This is a genomic window from Serratia sp. NA_13, assembly GCF_052691735.1.
On record NZ_JBQZFV010000008.1, the window covers coordinates 13,371 to 33,108 of the forward strand.

Annotated in this window: 17 protein-coding genes; 11 read left to right on the forward strand and 6 right to left on the reverse strand. The window is 55.2% G+C overall.

All coding sequences use genetic code 11. The features are described from left to right. Positions 1-3: 3 nt before the first annotated feature. The 6 genes from lepB (at position 4) to acpS (ending at position 4,673) form a co-directional block, all read left to right on the forward strand. Positions 4-981, forward strand: coding sequence for a signal peptidase I (gene lepB / locus ACUTSU_RS12825; protein ID WP_445652310.1), 978 nt, complete (start codon positions 4-6; stop codon positions 979-981). Between the two features lie 182 nt (positions 982-1,163). After that, entirely contained in the window at positions 1,164-1,844 is a 681-nt protein-coding gene (gene rnc / locus ACUTSU_RS12830) for a ribonuclease III (protein WP_012146375.1), read from the forward strand. Next, a complete protein-coding gene (gene era / locus ACUTSU_RS12835) occupies positions 1,841-2,749 on the forward strand; it encodes a GTPase Era (RefSeq protein WP_012146374.1) in 909 nt (302 codons plus the stop codon). The genes rnc and era overlap by 4 nt, the downstream gene beginning before the upstream one ends. An 8-nt stretch (positions 2,750-2,757) precedes the next feature. Next, positions 2,758-3,489: a DNA repair protein RecO gene (gene recO / locus ACUTSU_RS12840; protein ID WP_445652309.1), complete on the forward strand. Its 732-nt coding sequence runs from the start codon at positions 2,758-2,760 to the stop codon at positions 3,487-3,489. Positions 3,490-3,561: 72 nt separating this feature from the next. Next, complete coding sequence (pdxJ, locus tag ACUTSU_RS12845; protein WP_445652308.1) at positions 3,562-4,293, forward strand: pyridoxine 5'-phosphate synthase; 732 nt, start codon at positions 3,562-3,564, stop codon at positions 4,291-4,293. Further along, the gene (acpS, locus tag ACUTSU_RS12850) at positions 4,293-4,673 is read left to right on the forward strand and encodes a holo-ACP synthase (protein WP_017893718.1); all 381 of its coding nucleotides are present in this window, start codon (positions 4,293-4,295) and stop codon (positions 4,671-4,673) included. Before pdxJ ends, acpS begins: the two co-directional genes overlap by 1 nt. A gap of 65 nt (positions 4,674-4,738) precedes the next feature. Here acpS and ACUTSU_RS12855 read toward each other — a convergent pair whose 3' ends face one another. The 3 genes from ACUTSU_RS12855 to ACUTSU_RS12865 all read right to left on the reverse strand — a co-directional run bounded on the left by ACUTSU_RS12855 (position 4,739) and on the right by ACUTSU_RS12865 (position 7,630). Then, positions 4,739-4,999 (reverse strand): YfhL family 4Fe-4S dicluster ferredoxin, encoded by a 261-nt coding sequence (locus ACUTSU_RS12855; RefSeq protein WP_445652307.1) that lies wholly within the window; start codon positions 4,997-4,999, stop codon positions 4,739-4,741. A 108-nt stretch (positions 5,000-5,107) separates the two neighbouring features. Continuing rightward, complete coding sequence (locus ACUTSU_RS12860) at positions 5,108-6,646, reverse strand: phosphoethanolamine transferase (RefSeq protein WP_445654258.1); 1,539 nt, start codon at positions 6,644-6,646, stop codon at positions 5,108-5,110. 135 nt (positions 6,647-6,781) lie between these two features. Then, complete coding sequence (locus ACUTSU_RS12865) at positions 6,782-7,630, reverse strand: MurR/RpiR family transcriptional regulator (RefSeq protein ID WP_445652305.1); 849 nt, start codon at positions 7,628-7,630, stop codon at positions 6,782-6,784. Positions 7,631-7,798: 168 nt separating this feature from the next. Between ACUTSU_RS12865 and murQ the strand changes: the two genes are divergently transcribed. From murQ to yfhb, 3 genes are read left to right on the forward strand one after another with little or no spacing between them, the layout of a single operon-like run. After that, complete coding sequence (gene murQ / locus ACUTSU_RS12870) at positions 7,799-8,692, forward strand: N-acetylmuramic acid 6-phosphate etherase (protein ID WP_445652304.1); 894 nt, start codon at positions 7,799-7,801, stop codon at positions 8,690-8,692. 19 nt (positions 8,693-8,711) lie between these two features. Continuing rightward, the gene (locus tag ACUTSU_RS12875; RefSeq protein WP_445652303.1) at positions 8,712-10,079 is read left to right on the forward strand and encodes a PTS transporter subunit EIIC; all 1,368 of its coding nucleotides are present in this window, start codon (positions 8,712-8,714) and stop codon (positions 10,077-10,079) included. Between the two features lie 3 nt (positions 10,080-10,082). Continuing rightward, positions 10,083-10,739 (forward strand): phosphatidylglycerophosphatase C, encoded by a 657-nt coding sequence (gene yfhb, locus ACUTSU_RS12880; protein WP_445652302.1) that lies wholly within the window; start codon positions 10,083-10,085, stop codon positions 10,737-10,739. 197 nt (positions 10,740-10,936) lie between these two features. Here yfhb and yiaY read toward each other — a convergent pair whose 3' ends face one another. Together yiaY and ACUTSU_RS12890 are read right to left on the reverse strand one after the other, a co-directional pair. Next, positions 10,937-12,088, reverse strand: a complete 1,152-nt coding sequence (gene yiaY, locus ACUTSU_RS12885; protein ID WP_445652301.1) for an L-threonine dehydrogenase — start codon at positions 12,086-12,088, stop codon at positions 10,937-10,939. Between the two features lie 147 nt (positions 12,089-12,235). Beyond that, positions 12,236-13,288, reverse strand: coding sequence for a DUF2157 domain-containing protein (locus ACUTSU_RS12890; RefSeq protein WP_445654259.1), 1,053 nt, complete (start codon positions 13,286-13,288; stop codon positions 12,236-12,238). A 76-nt stretch (positions 13,289-13,364) separates the two neighbouring features. Here ACUTSU_RS12890 and tadA point away from each other — a divergent pair, with 76 nt between their 5' ends. After that, a complete protein-coding gene (gene tadA / locus ACUTSU_RS12895; protein WP_445652299.1) occupies positions 13,365-13,910 on the forward strand; it encodes a tRNA adenosine(34) deaminase TadA in 546 nt (181 codons plus the stop codon). Here tadA and mltF read toward each other — a convergent pair whose 3' ends face one another. Continuing rightward, positions 13,911-15,371 (reverse strand): membrane-bound lytic murein transglycosylase MltF, encoded by a 1,461-nt coding sequence (gene mltF, locus ACUTSU_RS12900; protein ID WP_445652298.1) that lies wholly within the window; start codon positions 15,369-15,371, stop codon positions 13,911-13,913. Positions 15,372-15,650: 279 nt separating this feature from the next. Here mltF and purL point away from each other — a divergent pair, with 279 nt between their 5' ends. Further along, the gene (purL, locus tag ACUTSU_RS12905) at positions 15,651-19,541 is read left to right on the forward strand and encodes a phosphoribosylformylglycinamidine synthase (protein ID WP_445652297.1); all 3,891 of its coding nucleotides are present in this window, start codon (positions 15,651-15,653) and stop codon (positions 19,539-19,541) included. The last annotated feature ends 197 nt before the right edge of the window (positions 19,542-19,738 follow it).

Sequence of the window (19,738 nt, forward strand, 5' to 3'; positions counted from 1 at the left end):
TGCATGGCGAATATGTTTGCCCTGATCCTGGCACTGGCCACCTTGGTGACCGGGATCATCTGGGCTTTTGAGCGCTTCAGATGGGCGCCGGCCCGCCGAGCGAAGATTGCGGCGGTGAATGCACAGACAGCGGGTGCCGTAGACGAGAAAACGCTGGCAAAAGTGGCGAAACAACCGGGTTGGATTGAAACCGGCGCATCGGTTTTCCCGGTATTGCTGCTGGTCTTTGTGGTGCGTTCGTTTATTTACGAACCTTTCCAAATCCCGTCCGGTTCCATGATGCCGACGTTGTTGATTGGCGATTTTATTCTGGTGGAGAAATATGCCTACGGCATTAAAGATCCTATTACCCAGACCACGCTAATTGAAACCGGTCATCCGAAACGCGGGGATATTGCGGTATTTAAATATCCGCTGGATCCGAAACTCGATTATATCAAGCGCGTGATTGGTCTGCCGGGCGACCGTGTGAGTTACGATCCGATCAATAAGCGTGTGACCGTTCAGCCTTCGTGTAATAGCGGCCAGTCATGCGATACTGCATTGGCCGTGACTTATAACGACGCACAGCCAAGTGATTTTGTGCAGCTGTTCAGCCGCAGCGGCATGGGTGAGGCCAGCAACGGTTTCTACCCGATCCCACTGAGTGAAAACGTGCCGCAGGGTGGCATTCGCCTGCGTGAACGCCAGGAAACGCTGGGTAATGTTTCTCACCATATTCTGACCGTGCCGGGCACGCAGGATCAGGTAGGCGCTTACTATCAGCAGCCGGGCAAACAGTTGGCGGAGTGGGTTGTGCCGGCGGGTCATTACTTCATGATGGGTGATAACCGCGACAACAGCGCTGACAGCCGCTATTGGGGCTTCGTACCGGAGAAAAATCTGGTAGGCAAGGCCACGGCTATCTGGATGAGTTTTGAAAAGCAGGAAGGCGAATGGCCTACCGGCGTAAGATTTAGCCGCATCGGTGGAATTCATTAATCCAGCGTCTATAAACGCAGCATTATATTTCCACTCGTTGTAGAATACCGGCTCTAGCGATAAAAAGTTGGCTCCCTGTTGGGAGCCACTGCAAACGAAACAGCTTTGGATTGGCTTTCGGCAAAGCAGGCCTGTTCCGTATGCTGCAAGTTTTTGACGCATTCTTGATCTATTGGTAACTCATGAACCCCATCGTAATAAATAGGCTGCAGCGGAAGCTGGGCTACACTTTTCAACAGCAGGAGCTCTTACTGCAAGCGTTAACTCACCGTAGCGCCAGCAGTAAACACAATGAACGTCTTGAGTTTCTGGGTGACTCCATTCTCAGTTTTGTCATCGCCAATGCGCTGTTCCAGCGTTTTCCTCGCGTAGACGAGGGCGATATGAGCCGTATGCGCGCCACGCTGGTGCGCGGTAATACGCTGGCAGAAATGGGGCGTGAGTTTGATCTGGGCGAATGTCTGCGTCTTGGCCCGGGTGAGTTGAAAAGTGGTGGATTCCGCCGCGAATCAATCCTGGCGGATACGGTGGAAGCCTTGATTGGCGGCGTGTTCCTGGATAGTGACATCCAAACTGTTGAACGACTGATTTTGGACTGGTATCGCAGCCGGTTGGACGAAATCAGCCCCGGTGATAAGCAGAAAGACCCAAAAACCCGTTTGCAGGAGTTTTTGCAGGGTCGTCATCTGCCGTTACCTTCTTATCTGGTGGTGCAGGTTCGCGGTGAGGCGCACGATCAGGAATTTACTATCCACTGTCAGGTGAGTGGTTTGAGCGAACCCGTCGTGGGAACCGGCTCAAGCCGCCGTAAAGCCGAACAAGCGGCAGCGGAACAAGCGTTAATAAAGCTGGAGCTTGAATGAGCGAAGAGAAACAATACTGTGGTTTTATTGCGATAGTCGGTCGCCCCAACGTGGGCAAGTCCACGTTGCTGAACCAACTGCTGGGGCAAAAAGTCTCCATCACCTCGCGTAAACCACAGACGACCCGTCACCGCATTATGGGTATCGATACCGATGGCGCCTATCAGGCCATTTACGTCGACACCCCGGGTCTGCACATCGAAGAAAAACGCGCCATCAACCGTTTGATGAACCGCGCGGCCAGCAGCTCAATCGGCGATGTCGAGCTGGTGATCTTCGTTGTGGAAGGGACCAACTGGACCGCCGACGATGAAATGGTGGTCAACAAGCTGCGTAGCCTGAAATGCCCGGTCCTGCTGGCGATCAACAAGGTCGACAACGTTACTGACAAATCCAAGCTGTTGCCGCACATTGCGTTCCTCAGCCAGCAGATGAACTTCCTCGACGTAGTGCCGATCTCTGCTGAAAAAGGCATGAACGTGGATACCATCGCGGCTATCGCGCGTAAGGTACTGCCGGAAGCGGAACACCACTTCCCGGACGATTACATCACCGACCGTTCGCAGCGCTTTATGGCGTCGGAAATTATCCGTGAAAAGCTGATGCGTTTCCTGGGTGAAGAACTGCCTTACTCGGTGACGGTTGAGATCGAACAATTTGTGCCGAATGAACGTGGCGGTTACAACGTCCACGGGCTGATCCTGGTTGAGCGTGAAGGCCAAAAGAAAATGGTCATCGGCAACAAAGGCGCCAAGATCAAAACCATCGGTATCGAAGCTCGCCAGGATATGGAACAAATGTTCGAAACCAAAGTTCATCTGGAGCTGTGGGTGAAAGTGAAATCGGGCTGGGCGGACGACGAACGTGCGTTGCGTAGCCTGGGCTATACCGACGACCTGAAATAAACCCACTAATGGACGGCTGGGAACGCGCTTTCGTCCTGCATGGACGACCGTACAGTGAAACCAGCCTGATGCTGGATATGTTTACCGAAGGTCATGGGCGGGTGCGTTTGCTGGCAAAAGGCGCGCGCAGCCGCCGTTCCAATTTAAAGGGTTGCCTGCAACCCTTTACTCCTCTGCTGGTACGCTGGGGCGGTCGTGGCGAAGTCAAAACGCTGCGTAGCGCCGAAGCGGTCTCTCTCGGTTTACCCCTTAGCGGCATGATGCTCTACAGCGGCCTGTACGTGAATGAACTGCTGTCACGGGTACTGGAGCAGGAAGCCAATTACTCGGTATTATTCTTCGATTATCTGCAATGTTTGCAGGCGTTGGCGGCAGAAGACGTTTCGCCGGAGCAGGCACTACGTCAGTTCGAATTGGCCTTGCTCAATCACCTGGGCTACGGCCTGGATTTCCTGCACTGTGCCGGTAGTGGCCTGCCGGTGGACGACGGCATGACTTACCGCTACCGCGAGGAAAAAGGCTTTATCGCCAGCCTGGTGGTGGACCATTACAGCTTTACCGGCCGTGAGCTGCGTGCGCTGGCAGAGCGCCAGTTCCCAGACGTGCAAACCTTGCGTGCCGCCAAACGTTTCACCCGCATGGCACTCAAACCCTACTTGAGGGGCAAACCACTGAAGAGCCGCGAGTTGTTTCGTCAGTTTGTCCGTAAACAGCCGGATCCGCCGGTCGACGACGCCTGACCTTTTCCCTTTTGCAGCACTGTCACCGAGTGTAAACTACGGTCACTGAAAATCGTTTTTTAGAGGGTTGTCATGGCTGATTTGCTGTTGGGCGTCAATATCGATCACATCGCCACGTTACGTAACGCGCGCGGAACCCAATACCCGGATCCGGTTCAGGCGGCATTTATTGCCGAGCAGGCAGGGGCCGACGGGATCACCGTACATCTGCGTGAAGACCGCCGTCATATCACCGATCGCGACGTTCGCATTTTGCGCCAGACCATCCAGACGCGCATGAATCTGGAAATGGCCGTGACCGATGAAATGCTGGATATCGCTATTGAGCTGAAGCCGCACTTTTGTTGCCTGGTACCGGAAAAGCGTGAAGAAGTAACTACCGAAGGTGGACTGGACGTCGCCGGGCAGCAAGACAAGATGGCCATCGCGGTTGAGCGTTTGGCGAAGGCCGGCATTCTGGTTTCGCTGTTTATCGATCCGGACCATCGTCAGATCGATGCGGCGGTTGCAGTGGGCGCTCCCTATATCGAAATTCATACCGGTGCCTATGCCGAAGCTGAAGGTGAACTGGCGGTGAAAACCGAGCTGCACCGCATTGCTGTTGCCGCGACCTATGCCGCAGAGAAAGGCCTGAAGGTCAACGCCGGCCACGGCCTGACTTACCATAACGTTCAGCCGATAGCGGCCCTACCGGAAATTCATGAGCTGAATATCGGTCATGCAATAATCGGCCAGGCAGTGATGTGTGGGTTGCCGGCAGCGGTGACAGACATGAAGTTGCTGATGCGCGAAGCGCGTCGCTAATGGCGGTGCTGGGGCTGGGCACCGACATTGTCGAAATGGCGCGCATCGAAGCGGTCGTGGAGCGCAGTGGCGATCGTCTGGCACGTCGCGTGCTGAGCGAGGCTGAATGGGAACTGTACCAGCAACATCAGCAGCCGGTACGCTTTCTGGCCAAACGGTTTGCGGTGAAAGAAGCCGTCGCCAAGGCGTTTGGCACCGGTATCCGCAATGGGCTGGCATTTAATCAGTTTGAGGTGTTCAACGACGGTCTCGGCAAGCCGAATATCCGCCTGCATGCTCGCGCTGCCGAGCTGGCGCAGGAGATGGGGGTAACCTCGATTCATGTTTCGCTGGCGGATGAACGCCGCTATGCCTGTGCCACGGTGATTATCGAAGGGTAACAGTTTTGTCCGGCGACAAAACCCAAGGGCGCCTGTCGGTGCCCTTGTTGATCTGACCGCAGTGGTCAGAGGCGGTCGGCGTGGTGCAGCACCACAAACTTGTCCCACAGCTGTTCGTTGGTTTCGTTGTGCTGTGGATCAACCACAATAGTGTTATCGATAGGGCACACCTGCTGGCAGGTGGGAACATCGTAGTGGCCGACGCATTCGGTACAGCGATCGGTATCAATCTGGTAGATATCCTTGCCCATCGAAATAGCCTGATTAGGGCATTCGGGTTCGCACATATCGCAGTTGATGCATTTCTTGGTAATCAACAGTGCCATGTCAGTTATCTTTTAATCGGTGCACACGAACAGGCGCGCAATCTATCATAAAACCCATTTTTCCGGGCGTTTTTTCACCTGTAGCAGCAGATGCGCTTAACCGGGCCGTCATAGTAACTCCGGTGGGTCGTTGGCCAACTGCTCAAAATCAACCATTTCCTGACCATTGAAGACGTGCCTCTTGTCTTGTGCCATTACCGCTGAAGATAATTGTGGCCGGGTAATGGTGATCCCCGCCTGTTGGGCAAACAGACTGAGGAAGTCAAAGGCACTATGCGGATCCTCAATAAGAGTCCGTTGTCGGTCCGAATCAGAAAGCACCAGTAGGGGCACTTCATAATTCTGCCAATAATTGCCGCCATGGCGCAGGTAAAGTTTACCGTCAATTTCTCGGTGAGAAAGGCCGTGGTCAGAGAAATAGATTAATTTAAAGGGGGTGTGAGTCGCTTGCAGCATCCGATAAGCATGCTCGATGAAGCGGTCTGTCTTGCGGTAGGTTGAAAGATAACAAGCGAGCTCAGCGTTATCGCTGGTGAAAACCGGCAGTTCGTCACCGAGGCGTTCGCAAAAGTCTGAGTGAGATCCCATGATATGCAAAACATACAGATTTCCCAGACCATTATTAGCCAATGCGCTTTGCAGCAGGGGTAACAGCTCATCATCATCGGTATTACGTGATTGATAATCCCCTTTTTTCAGGAAGCGGCGTTCATCACTGAACATGGCTATTTTGGAAACCGGTGAATCAAATTGGCCAATCAAACCTTGATTGGAAAACCAATGGGTGTGTAATCCTGCCGCTTTCGCCAGCGTAATAATGTTATCTGCAATATTGCTGCTTTTCCCCTCGCTCAATGCCAGGGTTCTCGGCAGAGATTCGAACGTGTTCGATGCGGTGGATATATAATCACTGTAAAAGGTCCCGTTCACGTTATCCAGGAAGGGGGTGGTCGGTGTCGCATAACCGAATGATGACATATAGTCTCTACGCATGCTTTCGCCAACGATTATCACATAGTTAGCCTGGGTGCTATTCCCTGCATCTACTATCCAGTTAGGGTGAGCCAAGGTGCCGGTTTCAATTTCTGCCATTTGTTGGTTGTAGCTGTGGTATGAAGAAATCAGCGAGGAAAAGAAATTCACTAATTTAAGATTTTCCACTCCCCCACTGAGTATCCTGGCGAACAGCAAAACGATAAAAATTACCAAGAATGGTAATATTTTTTTTATCGGGAGCGAACGCTGCCAGCTATAGCGAGCAAGAATAAACAACGTTAGCAGTGTGGCGCTGGGTAATAGATAGCAGCTGGCAGGTATGGTGTGCAGAAATTCGACGGCTTCCGCCCGGTTGGTTTGAAACAGGGCCGACACCACGGGAACGGAAGGTGGGCCGTAGATCACGCCGACCGGGGCATAAATGGCACAAAATATAATATAGGGTATAACCAAAAAGTACCGAGTGAGGGGGATTTTAGATAATAATAACAGGCTAAGTGAAATAAATAGGACATCAATCCCTTTGGCACCGCCATAACCCATGGCTTTTATTAATATCAACGAAGCGACAACGAAAAGTAAAAAATGGCGGACCACGGGTGATGTTGCGAGTATGTGGGTTTTATTTAAAATTTCTGTATGTGTTTTCATAAGAACTCGGTTATCAATATATTGCTATCCATGCTTGTTTAAATTCTGGACGGAATTTAAAAAATAAACGCCACACGCTCTATTTTTAGATGTGTTTTTTATATCCTGGTGTTTGTGGCATGGGCATTATACGATTCAGACGAGTTTTTTCACTAATTGTTCGCTGTGTTTTATTCTAACGCGGGCGTGATCAAGATCGTGCTGAATTAAGGCCATAAACAGCAGATCGGTGAGGGCATATTGAGCGGTGCTGGAAGAGATAGCCGCGCTGCGGGTATTGGGCTCTTCGGCGATGGTATATAAGCAGTGGTCGGCACGTTGCTGCAGGCCGTTCGGTGAGAAGCTGGTCAGCGCCAGCACTTTAGCGCCGGCCAGGCGGGCTTCTTCCGCCGCCAGGTTGATTTCCCGTCGTTCGCCGCTGAACGAAATGGCCAATAACAAATCCCGCTTGTCCAGCGCCTGAACCGTTGCCAACTGGACGTGCATATCCTGCTCGGCTACTGCCATCACGCCAATTTTAAGTAACTTATAGGAGAAATCTTTGGCGACCAGGCCGGAAGCCCCTACCCCCAGCAAAATAACCCTTCGCGCCTGACGCAACATTTCCAGTGCCTGATGCAGGCGTTCCTCACTATTGATGTCCAGTGTGGCACGCAGCGCTGCCTGCTTTTCAACCAACAGTTTTTCACCGACGGTTTTCAAGACATCACTGCTGAGGATCTGGTTATGTACCGTAACTACGGGCTCTGTTTGCGGTTGGGCCAGGGTTTCACTCAGCGCCAGTTTTAGTGCCGGGAAGCCTTTGTAACCCATCTTCTGAGCAAACTTCACCACGCTCGACTGACTGATGCCGGCCAGTTGGGCCAGCTTTTGCGAGCTGAGATGTCGCGCCTGTTCGGCGTTATGCAGCAGAAAGTCCGCCAGCTTGCGGTCATTTTGAGCCAGCGTTGGATACATCTGACGAATACGAAGAAGGGTACTCATTGGTAATTCCCTGGAAACCAGACGTCATTCTGCCACGGCGATGGCGAAAACGCGCAGTGAAAATTTTTTGTGAGCCAGTCTCTAAAATAGCAAAAAGCGCTCGCTTTGTTGAATAAAATATTCAAATAATGATTTTGTTTTTAGAATTAAAAATTCAAAGGTGAAAAAATGAACTTGGGCGCATTAGTATCCGAAACCCGCAATCCGGCCACCATGGGGCTCGATGAGATGTCGACGCTGGAGATGGTGAGCTGCTTTAACCAGGAAGACCGTAAGGTACCGGAGGCGATTGAAAAAGTATTGCCGGCCATCGTACAAGCGGTGGATCTGGCGGCTGCGGCGTTGAAGGCCGGTGGGCGGTTGATTTATCTGGGGGCCGGCACCAGCGGCCGCCTTGGGGTGTTGGATGCCTCCGAATGTCCACCGACCTTCGGCGTGCCGCATGGCATGGTGATAGGGTTGATTGCCGGTGGCCCGGGCGCGCTGCTCAAAGCGGTGGAAGGTGCGGAGGATGATGCGGCGCTGGGCGAGGCAGATCTCGTCGCGCTGGATTTGACCGCCACCGACATGGTGGTAGGACTGGCAGCATCCGGGCGCACACCTTATGTGATAGGTGCTCTGCGCTATGCACGCCAATTGGGCTGCCCAACGGCGGCGATTTCCTGTAACCCGGATTCGCCGATCGCCCATGAGGCGCAGGTGGCTATTTCACCGGTGGTGGGGCCGGAAGCCCTGACCGGTTCGACGCGTTTGAAGTCCGGCACTGCGCAGAAACTGGTGCTGAACATGCTGTCGACCGGGGCGATGGTCAAACTGGGTAAAGTTTATGAAAACCTGATGGTGGACGTGAAGGCTACCAACGTAAAACTGGTGGATCGCGCCTGCCGCATCGTGGTGGAAGCCACCGGTGCCGAGCGCAGTCAGGCCGAAGCGGCGCTGACGCAGACCGGTTTTGAAGTCAAACCGGCAATCCTGATGATTCTGGCCGATATCGACGCACAAGAGGCGCAGCAGCGCTTACAACAGCATGACGGCTATTTGCGCGCGGCATTGATGCGCTAAACCACACCAGGGGCGGGCGATGGACAAGACAACGGGACTAGCGACACAGATCCTGGCGGGCATTGGCGGTGAGGAGAATATCCTCCGGCTGGAGAACTGCATGACACGAGTCCGTGTCGAGGTTAGCGATGAGCAACGCCTTGACCTGGCGGCGCTCAGGCAGTTACCGGGAGTTAAGGGCTACATCAAACAGGGCGAACAGCACCAGTTTATCGTCGGCCCTGGGGCCGCCGCCAAGGTGGTCGATGCCATGCGTTCACTGCTCACCGGCGCACCGCCTGCCGTGGACAGCGGGGATGATGTCGCCCGTAATAAAGCACAAGCCAAACAAAAGTATGCTGCGCCAGTGAGCGGCGCGCTGAAAAAGCTGGCCGATGTCTTTATTCCATTGATACCGGCGTTCATCGCCTCCGGCCTGATTACCGGCATCATTAACCTGCTGAAACGGCCGGATATTGCCGGCGAACTGGCGCTAAATTACCCCAACGTGCTGGGGCTGCTGGCGATTTTTGGCAGCGCAGTGTTCGCCATCATGAATATTCTGGTCGGGGTTAACGCCGCCAGGGTGTTTGGCGGTTCTCAGGCGATGGGCGGCGTTATGGCCGGTATTCTCTCCAGCCCGGCGTTGGCGCAAATCACTTTATTCGGTGAGGCATTGCAGCCTGGGCGCGGTGGGGTGATTGCGGTGCTGCTGGTGGTGGCGTTGATGTGCTGGGTTGAAAAGCGCCTGCGTAATTGGTTGCCGGAGTCGATCGAGCTGATCCTCAATCCGCTGATCACCACCCTGGTGACCGCATCGTTGGCGATCGTGATCCTGCAGCCGTTGGGCGGCTACATTTCTGATGCCATCGCCCACGGTGCTAACCTGGCGATCGACAAAGGGGGCCTGCTGGTGGGCGCAGTGCTGTCCGGGTTGTTCCTGCCGTTGGTGCTGTCCGGTTTACATCAGGGGCTGGTGCCGATCCACGTCGAACTGGTGCAGGCACACGGTTCTAACCCACTGTTGCCGATTTTGGCGATGGCGGGTGTCGGTCAGGTCGGGGCTGCGCTGGCCGTATTAATGAAAACCCGTAATGCACGGCTGAAAAAGGTAATAAAAGGGGCGTTGCCGGTCGGTATTCTCGGCATTGGCGAACCTTTGATTTTCGGGGTGACCTTGCCGCTGGGGAGGCCCTTTATCGCTGCGTGTCTCGGCGGTGCTGTGGGTGGGGCGCTGATCAGCTACTGGAAGGTGGCTACGGTGATCACCTTTGGTATCTCGGGTTTACCTTTGGCGTTAACCATTGTCTCGGGTAAGGTGATGTTGTATCTGACGGGGCTGGTGATTACCATTGCCGCTGGATTTATTTTCACCTGGATAATGGGATTCAACGATCCTGAGGAGTAGCGCTTGAGCGAGAAACAGAGCCAACAGGCCGCGGAAGGCCGCCGTGTGGTGTTCTTTGATCTGGACGGCACGCTGCATCAGGAAGACATGTTTGGCAGTTTCTTGCGTTTCTTGTTGCGCCATCTGCCATTGAATTTGTTGCTGGTGGTGCCGTTGTTGCCGGTTGTCGGGCTGACGCTATTGGTGATGGGCCGTGCTGCCCGCTGGCCGATGAGTGTGCTGCTGTGGTCGATTACCTTTGGTCGCTCGGAGGCTCGCTTAAAGGCGCTGGAACAGCGCTTTGTCAGCTATTTCCGCGATAAGGTGACCGCCTTCCCGGTGGTGCAAATGCGTCTGCGTCAGTATCTCGAAGCGCATGATACGCAGGTATGGCTGATCACCGGTTCGCCGGAGCGTTTGGTGGAACAGGTGTATCAGGACTCTGCTTTTCTGCCGCGGGTTCACCTGGTAGGTAGCCGTATTGTACGGCGTTACGGCGGTTGGGTACTGGCTCTGCGTTGCCTGGGGGTCCAGAAGGTGACCCAGTTGGAACAGCGTCTCGGTACGCCGCTCAAGCTATACAGTGGTTACAGCGACAGCAAGCAGGATAACCCCTTGCTGTATTTCTGCGAGCACCGCTGGCGGGTCAGTAAGCTGGGTGAGTTGCAGCAATTGGAATAGCAAAAGGGCGGATTATCCGCCCTTCAGACTGATGACAAACCTCATTCCTGCCCAGAGCGAGTAGAGGCCGATAAATAAAAATCAGGAAAATCAATTTATTGATTTTCGGCTGCTCACCACAAAGCAGGAAAAACCACGCTTTTTCCTGCTTTGTTAGCAACAGGGCGGATTATCCGCCCTGTTGCTATTTTGGATAATTACATTGCCGCGCGGAAGATGGCGACAATCTGTTCGTGGGTGGCTTGTATCGGGTTAGTGAAGCCGCAGGCGTCTTTCAGCGCATTGGCCGCCAGCGTATCGAAATCCTGCTCTTTCACTTTTAAATCGAGCAGCCCAGCTGGGATGCCGACGTCTTTCGCCAGCAAACGAATGGCTGCGATACAGGCAGCAGCGCCCTGTGGATCGTTAAGGTGCTTCACATCCAGCCCCATGGCGACGGCGATGTCTTTCAACCGTGGTGCACAAACCCGGGCGTTGAACTCCTGCACGTGTGGCAGCAGCACCGCGTTACATACCCCATGCGGCAGATCGTAGAAACCGCCGAGTTGGTGCGCCATGGCGTGCACATAACCGAGAGAAGCGTTATTGAAGGCCATTCCGGCCAAGAACTGGGCGTAGGCCATATTTTCACGCGCCTGCATATTGCTACCGTCGGCGACCGCGTCGCGCAGCGATTCGGCAATCATGGTGACGGCTTTCAGCGCGCAGGCGTCGGTAATCGGGTTGGCGGCGCTGGAAACGTAGGCTTCAATCGCATGGGTTAATGCATCCATCCCGGTGGCGGCGGTCAGTCCTTTTGGCATGCCGGCCATCAGGTGCGGATCGTTGACCGACAGGATTGGGGTGACGTGTTTATCGACAATCGCCATTTTGATGTGGCGTGCTTCGTCGGTAATGATGCAAAAACGGGTCATTTCAGACGCGGTGCCGGCGGTGGTGTTGATGGCAACCATCGGCAACTGCGGTTTGGCAGAGCGATCGACACCTTCATAATCCTTGATCTCTCCGCCGTTGGTCGCGACCAGCGCGATACCTTTGGCGCAGTCGTGTGGTGAGCCGCCGCCAAGAGAAACTACGCAATCGCAGCGGTGTTCTTGCAGCAGGGCCAGACCCTGCTGCACGTTAAGGGTAGTTGGGTTAGGGTGGGTGCCGTCATAAACGCAGCTTTCAATCTGTTGTGCGGCAAGTAACTGTTGAACCTGAGCGACTACGCCAATGTTATTCAGCACTTTGTCGGTCACGATCAATGCGTGGCGCAATCCTTGTTGCTTCATGGTGTTCGCCGCATCGTTCAGACAACCGGAACCGATCATATTGACGGAAGGGATAAAGAAAGTTGAGGCAGCCATAACTCACTCCTTGATAAAAGCTTTATTGCTTGTCTTAAACATTACTCCGCTAATTATTAATTGTTTATGATCTATCGCAATTTCGCGCTATACCCGCTGTCTTTTAAACCACCCTGTTGTTAGCTGCGCTGCAGAGGAGGCCGGATGTTAATCATCGGTCAGGTCGTGCGGTTTGCGGCCCAGTTGCCATATTTTTTCAGCGTAGTGGCCTAATGCCCACAGGCTCAGGCCAAGCAGCACAAAGAAAATTGCCTTTGGCATCGCGCCCCAGAAAAACTCGAAAAAGCGAGTATAGAGGTTAATGCCAAGGAAAGTCAGGCCGAACCCGCGCAGCATGCCGTCGTCACGTTTTAGCCCCAGCCAAATGCAGCCGACGGCGACCAGGCCGAACAACAGGCTCCAGTGGAACAGTTCTATCTGACGAGCATTGTACCAACTGTCGAGGTCACCATAATTGCCAAAGATTGACAGTAACCACAGGGCAATAAACAGATACAACAAGCCCATCGCTAGGGAAACTCGTTCCAGCCCGCGGCTGGCGAGCAGCGGTCGTAACAGCAAAGCCGCGGCGATCAGGACCACCCCGAAGGCGATAAAGCGCATCGGGAAGCTCATGCCCAGCCAATAAGCTCCCCAGCCGGACATATAACCGGTTTCGGCGCCGAAGGCGTTGCCGAGTGACAGAAGGGCAAACCACCACACCAGCCCGGAGCGGCTGAACCAGCCAATTACGCCATACAATAGGGCGGCGAATATCAGCAGCAGTGAAACCCGGCCGCTGCCGTTATCCAGCCAGACGCCCATCTGCCACAGGGCACAGGCGGTAAACAGCACGGCAACGAACAGCGCTGCCTCATTGCCGTAGCGTTTTTCCGGATGGCGCCGACGGCGGCGCAGCGCCCAGATATAGCAAAGTGCGGCTACCATGGCGGCGATAGTCATGCGCACCGGTGCGTCGAAGCGGAACAGTTTGCTCAAGCGATAAAGCAGCTCGTTGTCGGCGAACAGGCTGCTGATGGCAATCACCAGAGAAGCTAGCGCGGCGAGAAACGCATAACGTGCCAGTCGTCGCCAGTCGAAGGGCTGCACTTCGACATGTTGCAACAGTTGTTGCTGCTGTTGTGTGGTTAATGCCCCTTCACCGACCCAACCATCCAGCGCCTTACGCACCACGACGGCATTCTTTTTGCTGAATTTCATGTTTCCTGTCCCAGAAAAACACTGTTATTCGGCCAGTATAGTCGAGTGGCTGCGACAAAAGGGGCTACTGTGTATAATGCCCGCCGCAAAGTGCACGAGGAATGATGCAATGACTGAATATAACGATGAATACTGGATGCGTCAGGCATTGCGGTTGGCCCTGCGTGCGCAGGAAGAGGGTGAAGTGCCGGTAGGTGCACTGCTGGTGCTGGATAATCAGGTGATTGGCGAAGGCTGGAACCGGCCGATTGGCCGCCACGATCCGACGGCGCATGCGGAGATCATGGCGTTACGGCAGGGCGGGGCAGTGCTACAGAATTACCGTCTGCTGAATGCTACTCTGTATGTGACCCTGGAACCCTGTGTGATGTGCGCCGGGGCTATGGTGCACAGTCGTATTCGTCGGTTGGTGTACGGTGCAGCCGATGTGAAAACCGGTGCGGCAGGATCGCTGGTGGATATTTTGCGCCATCCGGGCATGAATCATCAGGTGGAGATCCTGTCCGGCGTGTTGGCCGAGGAGTGTGCCGCTACGCTGAGCAACTTTTTCCGCCTGCGTCGTGAGCAGAAAAAGGCGTTGAAGCAGGCGCAGCGCACCGCTGTGGATAACAAGCCGGAATAATCAGAAATTCAGTGCCAACTCCGGTGTCACGGCCGGATAGCCTTTCCCCAGTTCCACCTGCTCGGCCGCTTCCTGCGTCGCCTTTCTCTCCTTTTCTTGCAAATAACCCACCAGGCTAACCTGATAGCGGCGAATGTTTTCCACGTAGTTATAGGCTTCGCGCCCACGCGCATAGCCGTAGGTTAATTGCGGGTAGTGGCGTTTCTGGCTGAGCATCGGCAGACGCTGTTTGACGTCGACCCAACTGTCCGGATTGCCTTTTTGCATTTTGGTCAGCTTACGGGCATCGAGCATATGGCCCCAGCCCATGTTGTAGGCCGCCAGTGAGAACCAGATACGTTCATCTTCGGGCACGCTGTCGGGCACCTTGGCCATCAGCCTTTGCAGGTAGAGGGCACCGCCCTGAATACTTTCCTCGGGATCGAGACGATCGTTAACCCCCAGGCCGTCGGCAGTGGCTCGTGTCAGCATCATCAGACCACGTACGCCGGTCGGTGAGGTTGCCTGCGGGTTCCAGTGTGATTCCTGATAGGCAATGGCCGCCAGCAGCTTCCAGTCGATCTCGTTGGCATACTTTTCGAACAGCGAGCGAAAAGTCGGCAGTACCGAATCGATGGCGGACAGGAAGGTCTTGGTGTCGACGTAATCGAAACTGCCTACGTGGCCGAGATACTTCTCTTCTAGCCGCGCCAGGGTGCCGTCGTCCACCATCTGGCTGTAGAAGTCCAGCATTGCCGCATATAGGCTATCGTCGGTGCCACGTTTCAAGTACCAGGTAACCGGTTCTTCATCGGTGACGTCGAACGCCACGGCCAATTGTGGGTGGATACGTTGCAGTAGCGCGATGGTGACGGAATCGCCGAGGGTGTAATCCAGCTTGCCGTCGGCCACCTGCTCCAACAGCTCCTTGGAGGTGAGATCGCTGGAGGCTTCCCAACTGAGATCCGGGAATTTACTTTGTTTGAGCTGTTTCAGGGTTCTGACGTGTGCCGAGCCGGAGGCCACCGCCAGTTTGCCTTTAATGTCGGCAAAGGTTTTCGGCCGGGCAGTACCCAGACGATAAACCAACTGTTGAGAAACGGAATAATAAGCCGGGCCGGTGCGCGCGCGGCTGAGGCGATCCTGATTGTAGATCAGGCCGGCGGCCAACAGGTCGGCATCGTCATCGTCCAGATCGTCAAACAGGTCATTAATGTTCTTGTGCGGGATCACTACCAGTTTCACGCCCAGGTAGTTGGCAAAGCGTTTCGCCAACTCGTAGTCGAGACCGCTTGGCCCCTGCTTGGTGGTGAAATAGTTCAACGGTGAGTTTAGCGTACTGATACGCAACTCTCCGCGTGATTTGATCTCTTCGAGTTGCCCGCCCTGGCCGCCGCGCCAGGTGATATTGGGCCACAGGGCGAGCGCCAGAAGCAAGGTAACAACACCGATTAGAATGTAGTTTATTTTAAGGCGTTTCAAATAGTTATCCAGTGGTGGCACACATGCACTGCTGACCGCAAACCAGTCTTTTCTTATGGTTAAATCACCAGGGCCGGGGCATTTTGCGCAACAAAGCGCCAGCGTGCAACTTTATTGACACGTTATGACAATTCGAGGGGGCGGAGAGCTTTTATCAATAATAGCTACGCAAACGGTTTCGTCGGCGGCCTAGATTCTCTATAATGGCGCGCGTTTTCCCCCTGTTGCGCCCAATGAAGTGCTGAAGTCAGTTGCTTCGAAGACGAGAGAACTTTGATTATGGAAATACTGCGTGGTTCGCCCGCTTTGTCGGCTTTTCGTGTTACCAAACTGCTGTCCCGTTGCCAGGACGCTCACCTTCCTGTCAGTGATATCTACGCCGAGTACGTCCACTTTGCTGATGTTAGCGCGCCGCTAAATACCGAAGAGCACGCCAAGCTCGCGCGTCTGCTCAAGTACGGCCCCTCTCTCGCCGAACATGCCCCTGAAGGCCGTCTGCTGTTGGTGACGCCGCGTCCGGGTACCATTTCTCCGTGGTCTTCCAAAGCCAGCGATATTGCCCACAACTGCGGTTTGAAGCAGGTGCTGCGGCTGGAGCGCGGTCTGGCGTTTTACGTCAAGGCAGAGGCGCTGACCGAAGCCCAATGGCAGCAGCTTGCCGTCTTGTTGCACGACCGCATGATGGAAACCGTCTTCAGCAGCCTGCAACAGGCGGAGCAACTGTTCGCTCAACATCAGCCGGCACCTTATCAGAGGGTCGATATGCTGGGGGAAGGGCGCAGCGCGCTGGAGCAGGCTAACCTCAAGCTGGGTCTGGCACTGGCCGAGGACGAAATCGACTATCTGCTGAATGCCTTTACCGGTCTGGGGCGCAACCCGACAGATATCGAACTCTACATGTTCGCGCAGGCCAACTCCGAGCACTGCCGCCATAAAATTTTCAACGCCGATTGGGTCATCGATGGTGAACAGCAACCGAAGTCGCTGTTTAAAATGATCAAAAATACCTTCGAACAGACGCCGGATTACGTGCTGTCGGCTTATAAAGACAACGCGGCGGTGATGGAAGGCTCGCAGGTTGGTCGGTTCTTCGCCGCACCGGAAAGCGGCCAGTATGACTACCATCAGGAAGAAACTCATATCCTGATGAAGGTGGAAACCCATAACCACCCAACGGCGATCTCCCCATGGCCGGGTGCCGCTACCGGTTCCGGTGGTGAGATCCGTGACGAAGGCGCAACCGGTCGTGGCGCCAAACCCAAGGCCGGTCTGGTGGGCTTCTCGGTTTCCAACCTGCGCATTCCCGGCTTTGAACAGCCCTGGGAGCAGGATTTCGGCAAGCCAGACCGTATTGTAACGGCTCTGGATATCATGACCGACGGCCCATTGGGCGGTGCGGCGTTCAACAACGAATTCGGCCGTCCGGCACTGGTGGGTTACTTCCGTACCTATGAAGAGCAGGTCAATAGCCATAACGGCGTGGAACTGCGCGGCTACCACAAGCCGATCATGCTGGCGGGCGGTATTGGTAACATTCGCGCCAACCACGTACAAAAAGCTGAAATCACCGTTGGTGCCAAACTGGTGGTGCTGGGTGGCCCGGCGATGAATATCGGTCTGGGCGGCGGCGCGGCATCATCGATGGCCTCCGGCCAGTCTGATGCCGATCTGGACTTCGCTTCGGTACAGCGTGACAACCCGGAAATGGAACGTCGTTGCCAGGAAGTGATCGACCGCTGTTGGCAGTTGGGCGAACAAAACCCGATTCTGTTTATCCACGATGTCGGTGCCGGTGGCTTGTCCAACGCCATGCCTGAACTGGTCAGCGACGGCGGCCGCGGTGGTCGTTTCGAACTGCGCGATATTCTGAACGACGAGCCGGGCATGAGCCCGCTGGAAGTCTGGTGTAATGAATCGCAGGAACGTTATGTGATGGCGATTGCACCGGCACAGATGGCTCAGTTTGACGAGATTTGCCGCCGTGAGCGTGCGCCTTATGCGGTGATCGGTGAAGCCACCGAAGAACAACATCTGACGCTGAATGACAGCCATTTCGACAACCAGCCGATCGACATGCCGCTGGACGTGCTGCTGGGTAAAACGCCGAAGATGACACGTGACGTGACCCGCCTGCAGGCCAAAGGCCAGCCGCTGCTGCGTGACGAAATCACCCTGAATGATGCGGTCAACCGCGTACTGCATCTGCCGGCGGTTGCAGAGAAAACCTTTCTGATCACCATTGGCGACCGTACCGTGACCGGTATGGTGGCGCGCGATCAGATGGTAGGCCCGTGGCAGATCCCGGTCGCCGACTGCGCGGTGACCACTGCCAGTCTGGACAGTTATTACGGTGAAGCGATGTCTATCGGCGAACGTGCGCCGGTGGCCCTGCTGGACTTCGCCGCCTCTGGGCGTCTGGCGGTCGGGGAAGCGCTGACCAACCTGGCAGCGACCGAAATCGGTTCGCTCAAGCGCGTGAAGCTTTCCGCTAACTGGATGGCGGCAGCCGGTCACCCGGGTGAAGATGCCGGTTTGTATGAAGCGGTGAAGGCGGTGGGCGAAGAACTTTGTCCGGCGCTGGGTATCACTATTCCAGTGGGCAAAGACTCTATGTCGATGAAAACCCGCTGGCAGGAAGGCAACGAACAGCGCGAAATGACCTCGCCGTTGTCACTGGTGATCACCGGTTTTGCTCGCGTAGAAGATGTCCGCCACACCGTGACGCCACAGCTGCGCACCGATAAGGGTGACAGCGCACTGTTGTTGATTGATCTGGGTAACGGCCATAACGCGCTGGGTGCTACTGCGCTGGCGCAGGTTTATCGTCAACTGGGCGACAAACCGGCCGACGTGCGTAACGTTGAGCAGTTGGCGGGCTTCTTCAATGCCATGCAACAGTTGGTGGCCGACCGCGCGCTGCTGGCTTACCACGACCGTTCCGACGGTGGCCTATTGGTCACGTTGGCGGAAATGGCATTTGCCGGCCACTGCGGCGTGCAGGTGGATATCAAAGCGCTGGGCGACGATGCACTGGCGGCGCTGTTTAATGAAGAGTTGGGCGCAGTGATCCAGGTTACGGCTGACCAGCTTGCTGTGGTACAGCAGGTATTTGCTCAGCATGGTCTGGTGGACAATGTTCACCACATCGGCAGCGTACAGGCCGGCGATCGCTTTGTGATCACCCAGGGCGATAAAACGGTATACAGCGAAAGCCGCGCGACGCTGCGCACCTGGTGGGCGGAAACCACCTGGCAGATGCAGCGCCTGCGTGATAACCCGGAATGTGCCGATCAGGAGCACCGGGCCAAGCAGGATGAGCGTGACCCTGGCCTGAACGTCAAACTGAGTTTCGCTCCGGGAGAAGACATTGCTGCGCCGTACATCGCCAAGGGCGCACGTCCTAAAGTAGCGGTGCTGCGTGAGCAGGGGGTTAACTCCCACGTTGAGATGGCTGCAGCATTCCATCGCGCCGGTTTTGATGCGGTAGACGTGCATATGAGCGATTTGCTGGAAGGCCGTCGTGACCTGCAGGACTTCCATACGCTGGTGGCCTGCGGTGGCTTCTCGTACGGTGACGTACTGGGCGCCGGTGAAGGCTGGGCGAAGTCGATTCTGTTCAACGATCGCGTGCGTGACGAGTTCGAGTCCTTTTTCCACCGTCCGCAAACCCTGGCGCTGGGGGTGTGTAACGGTTGCCAGATGATGTCGAACCTGCGCGATCTGATCCCAGGGGCCGAACATTGGCCGCGTTTCGTACGTAACCTGTCAGACCGTTTTGAAGCGCGTTTCAGCCTGGTGGAAGTGGCGGCCAGCCCGTCGCTGTTCATGCAGGGCATGGCGAGTTCCCGCATGCCGATCGCCGTCTCGCACGGTGAAGGGCACGTTGAAGTGCGCGATGCTGCGCACCTGGCGGCGCTGGAAAGCAACGGCCTGGTGGCGTTGCGTTTTGTGGACAATGCCGGCCAGGTAACGGAAACCTACCCAGCCAACCCGAACGGTTCACCGAACGGGATCACCGCAGTGACCAGCAGCAATGGCCGCGCGACGGTGATGATGCCGCATCCGGAGCGGGTATTCCGCACCGTCAGCAACTCGTGGCATCCGGAAGAGTGGGGCGAAGACAGCCCGTGGATGCGCATGTTCCGCAACGCCCGTAAGCAACTGGGCTAAGCGAGCATTTAGCGGTAGCCTGAGGGGCGCAAGAGATTGCGCCCCTTTTTATTGTTCTGCCTGCCGAGCATTGTTGGTATTTTGCGACAGAGGCTGTTTTCATTGTCTCTAAAAAGAGACATTTAACTCATTGATTTATAATGGTGGAAAATTAATTGGCTTAAGTTGTCGGTTTTTGGCGACAGGGTGGCGTTTTT

What these genes read in the sequence shown, in the direction of transcription:
- yiaY (WP_445652301.1), bottom strand. Translation starts at nt 12,088, where the DNA reads ATGGCTGCCTCAACTTTCTTTATCCCTTCCGTCAATATGATCGGTTCC.
- ACUTSU_RS12890 (WP_445654259.1), bottom strand. Translation starts at nt 13,288, where the DNA reads ATGAAATTCAGCAAAAAGAATGCCGTCGTGGTGCGTAAGGCGCTGGAT.
- murQ (WP_445652304.1), top strand. Translation starts at nt 7,799, where the DNA reads ATGAACTTGGGCGCATTAGTATCCGAAACCCGCAATCCGGCCACCATG.
- ACUTSU_RS12855 (WP_445652307.1), bottom strand. Translation starts at nt 4,999, where the DNA reads ATGGCACTGTTGATTACCAAGAAATGCATCAACTGCGATATGTGCGAA.
- lepB (WP_445652310.1), top strand. Translation starts at nt 4, where the DNA reads ATGGCGAATATGTTTGCCCTGATCCTGGCACTGGCCACCTTGGTGACC.
- purL (WP_445652297.1), top strand. Translation starts at nt 15,651, where the DNA reads ATGGAAATACTGCGTGGTTCGCCCGCTTTGTCGGCTTTTCGTGTTACC.
- ACUTSU_RS12875 (WP_445652303.1), top strand. Translation starts at nt 8,712, where the DNA reads ATGGACAAGACAACGGGACTAGCGACACAGATCCTGGCGGGCATTGGC.
- recO (WP_445652309.1), top strand. Translation starts at nt 2,758, where the DNA reads ATGGACGGCTGGGAACGCGCTTTCGTCCTGCATGGACGACCGTACAGT.
- ACUTSU_RS12865 (WP_445652305.1), bottom strand. Translation starts at nt 7,630, where the DNA reads ATGAGTACCCTTCTTCGTATTCGTCAGATGTATCCAACGCTGGCTCAA.
- acpS (WP_017893718.1), top strand. Translation starts at nt 4,293, where the DNA reads ATGGCGGTGCTGGGGCTGGGCACCGACATTGTCGAAATGGCGCGCATC.
- tadA (WP_445652299.1), top strand. Translation starts at nt 13,365, where the DNA reads ATGCCCGCCGCAAAGTGCACGAGGAATGATGCAATGACTGAATATAAC.
- ACUTSU_RS12860 (WP_445654258.1), bottom strand. Translation starts at nt 6,646, where the DNA reads ATGAAAACACATACAGAAATTTTAAATAAAACCCACATACTCGCAACA.
- pdxJ (WP_445652308.1), top strand. Translation starts at nt 3,562, where the DNA reads ATGGCTGATTTGCTGTTGGGCGTCAATATCGATCACATCGCCACGTTA.
- rnc (WP_012146375.1), top strand. Translation starts at nt 1,164, where the DNA reads ATGAACCCCATCGTAATAAATAGGCTGCAGCGGAAGCTGGGCTACACT.
- era (WP_012146374.1), top strand. Translation starts at nt 1,841, where the DNA reads ATGAGCGAAGAGAAACAATACTGTGGTTTTATTGCGATAGTCGGTCGC.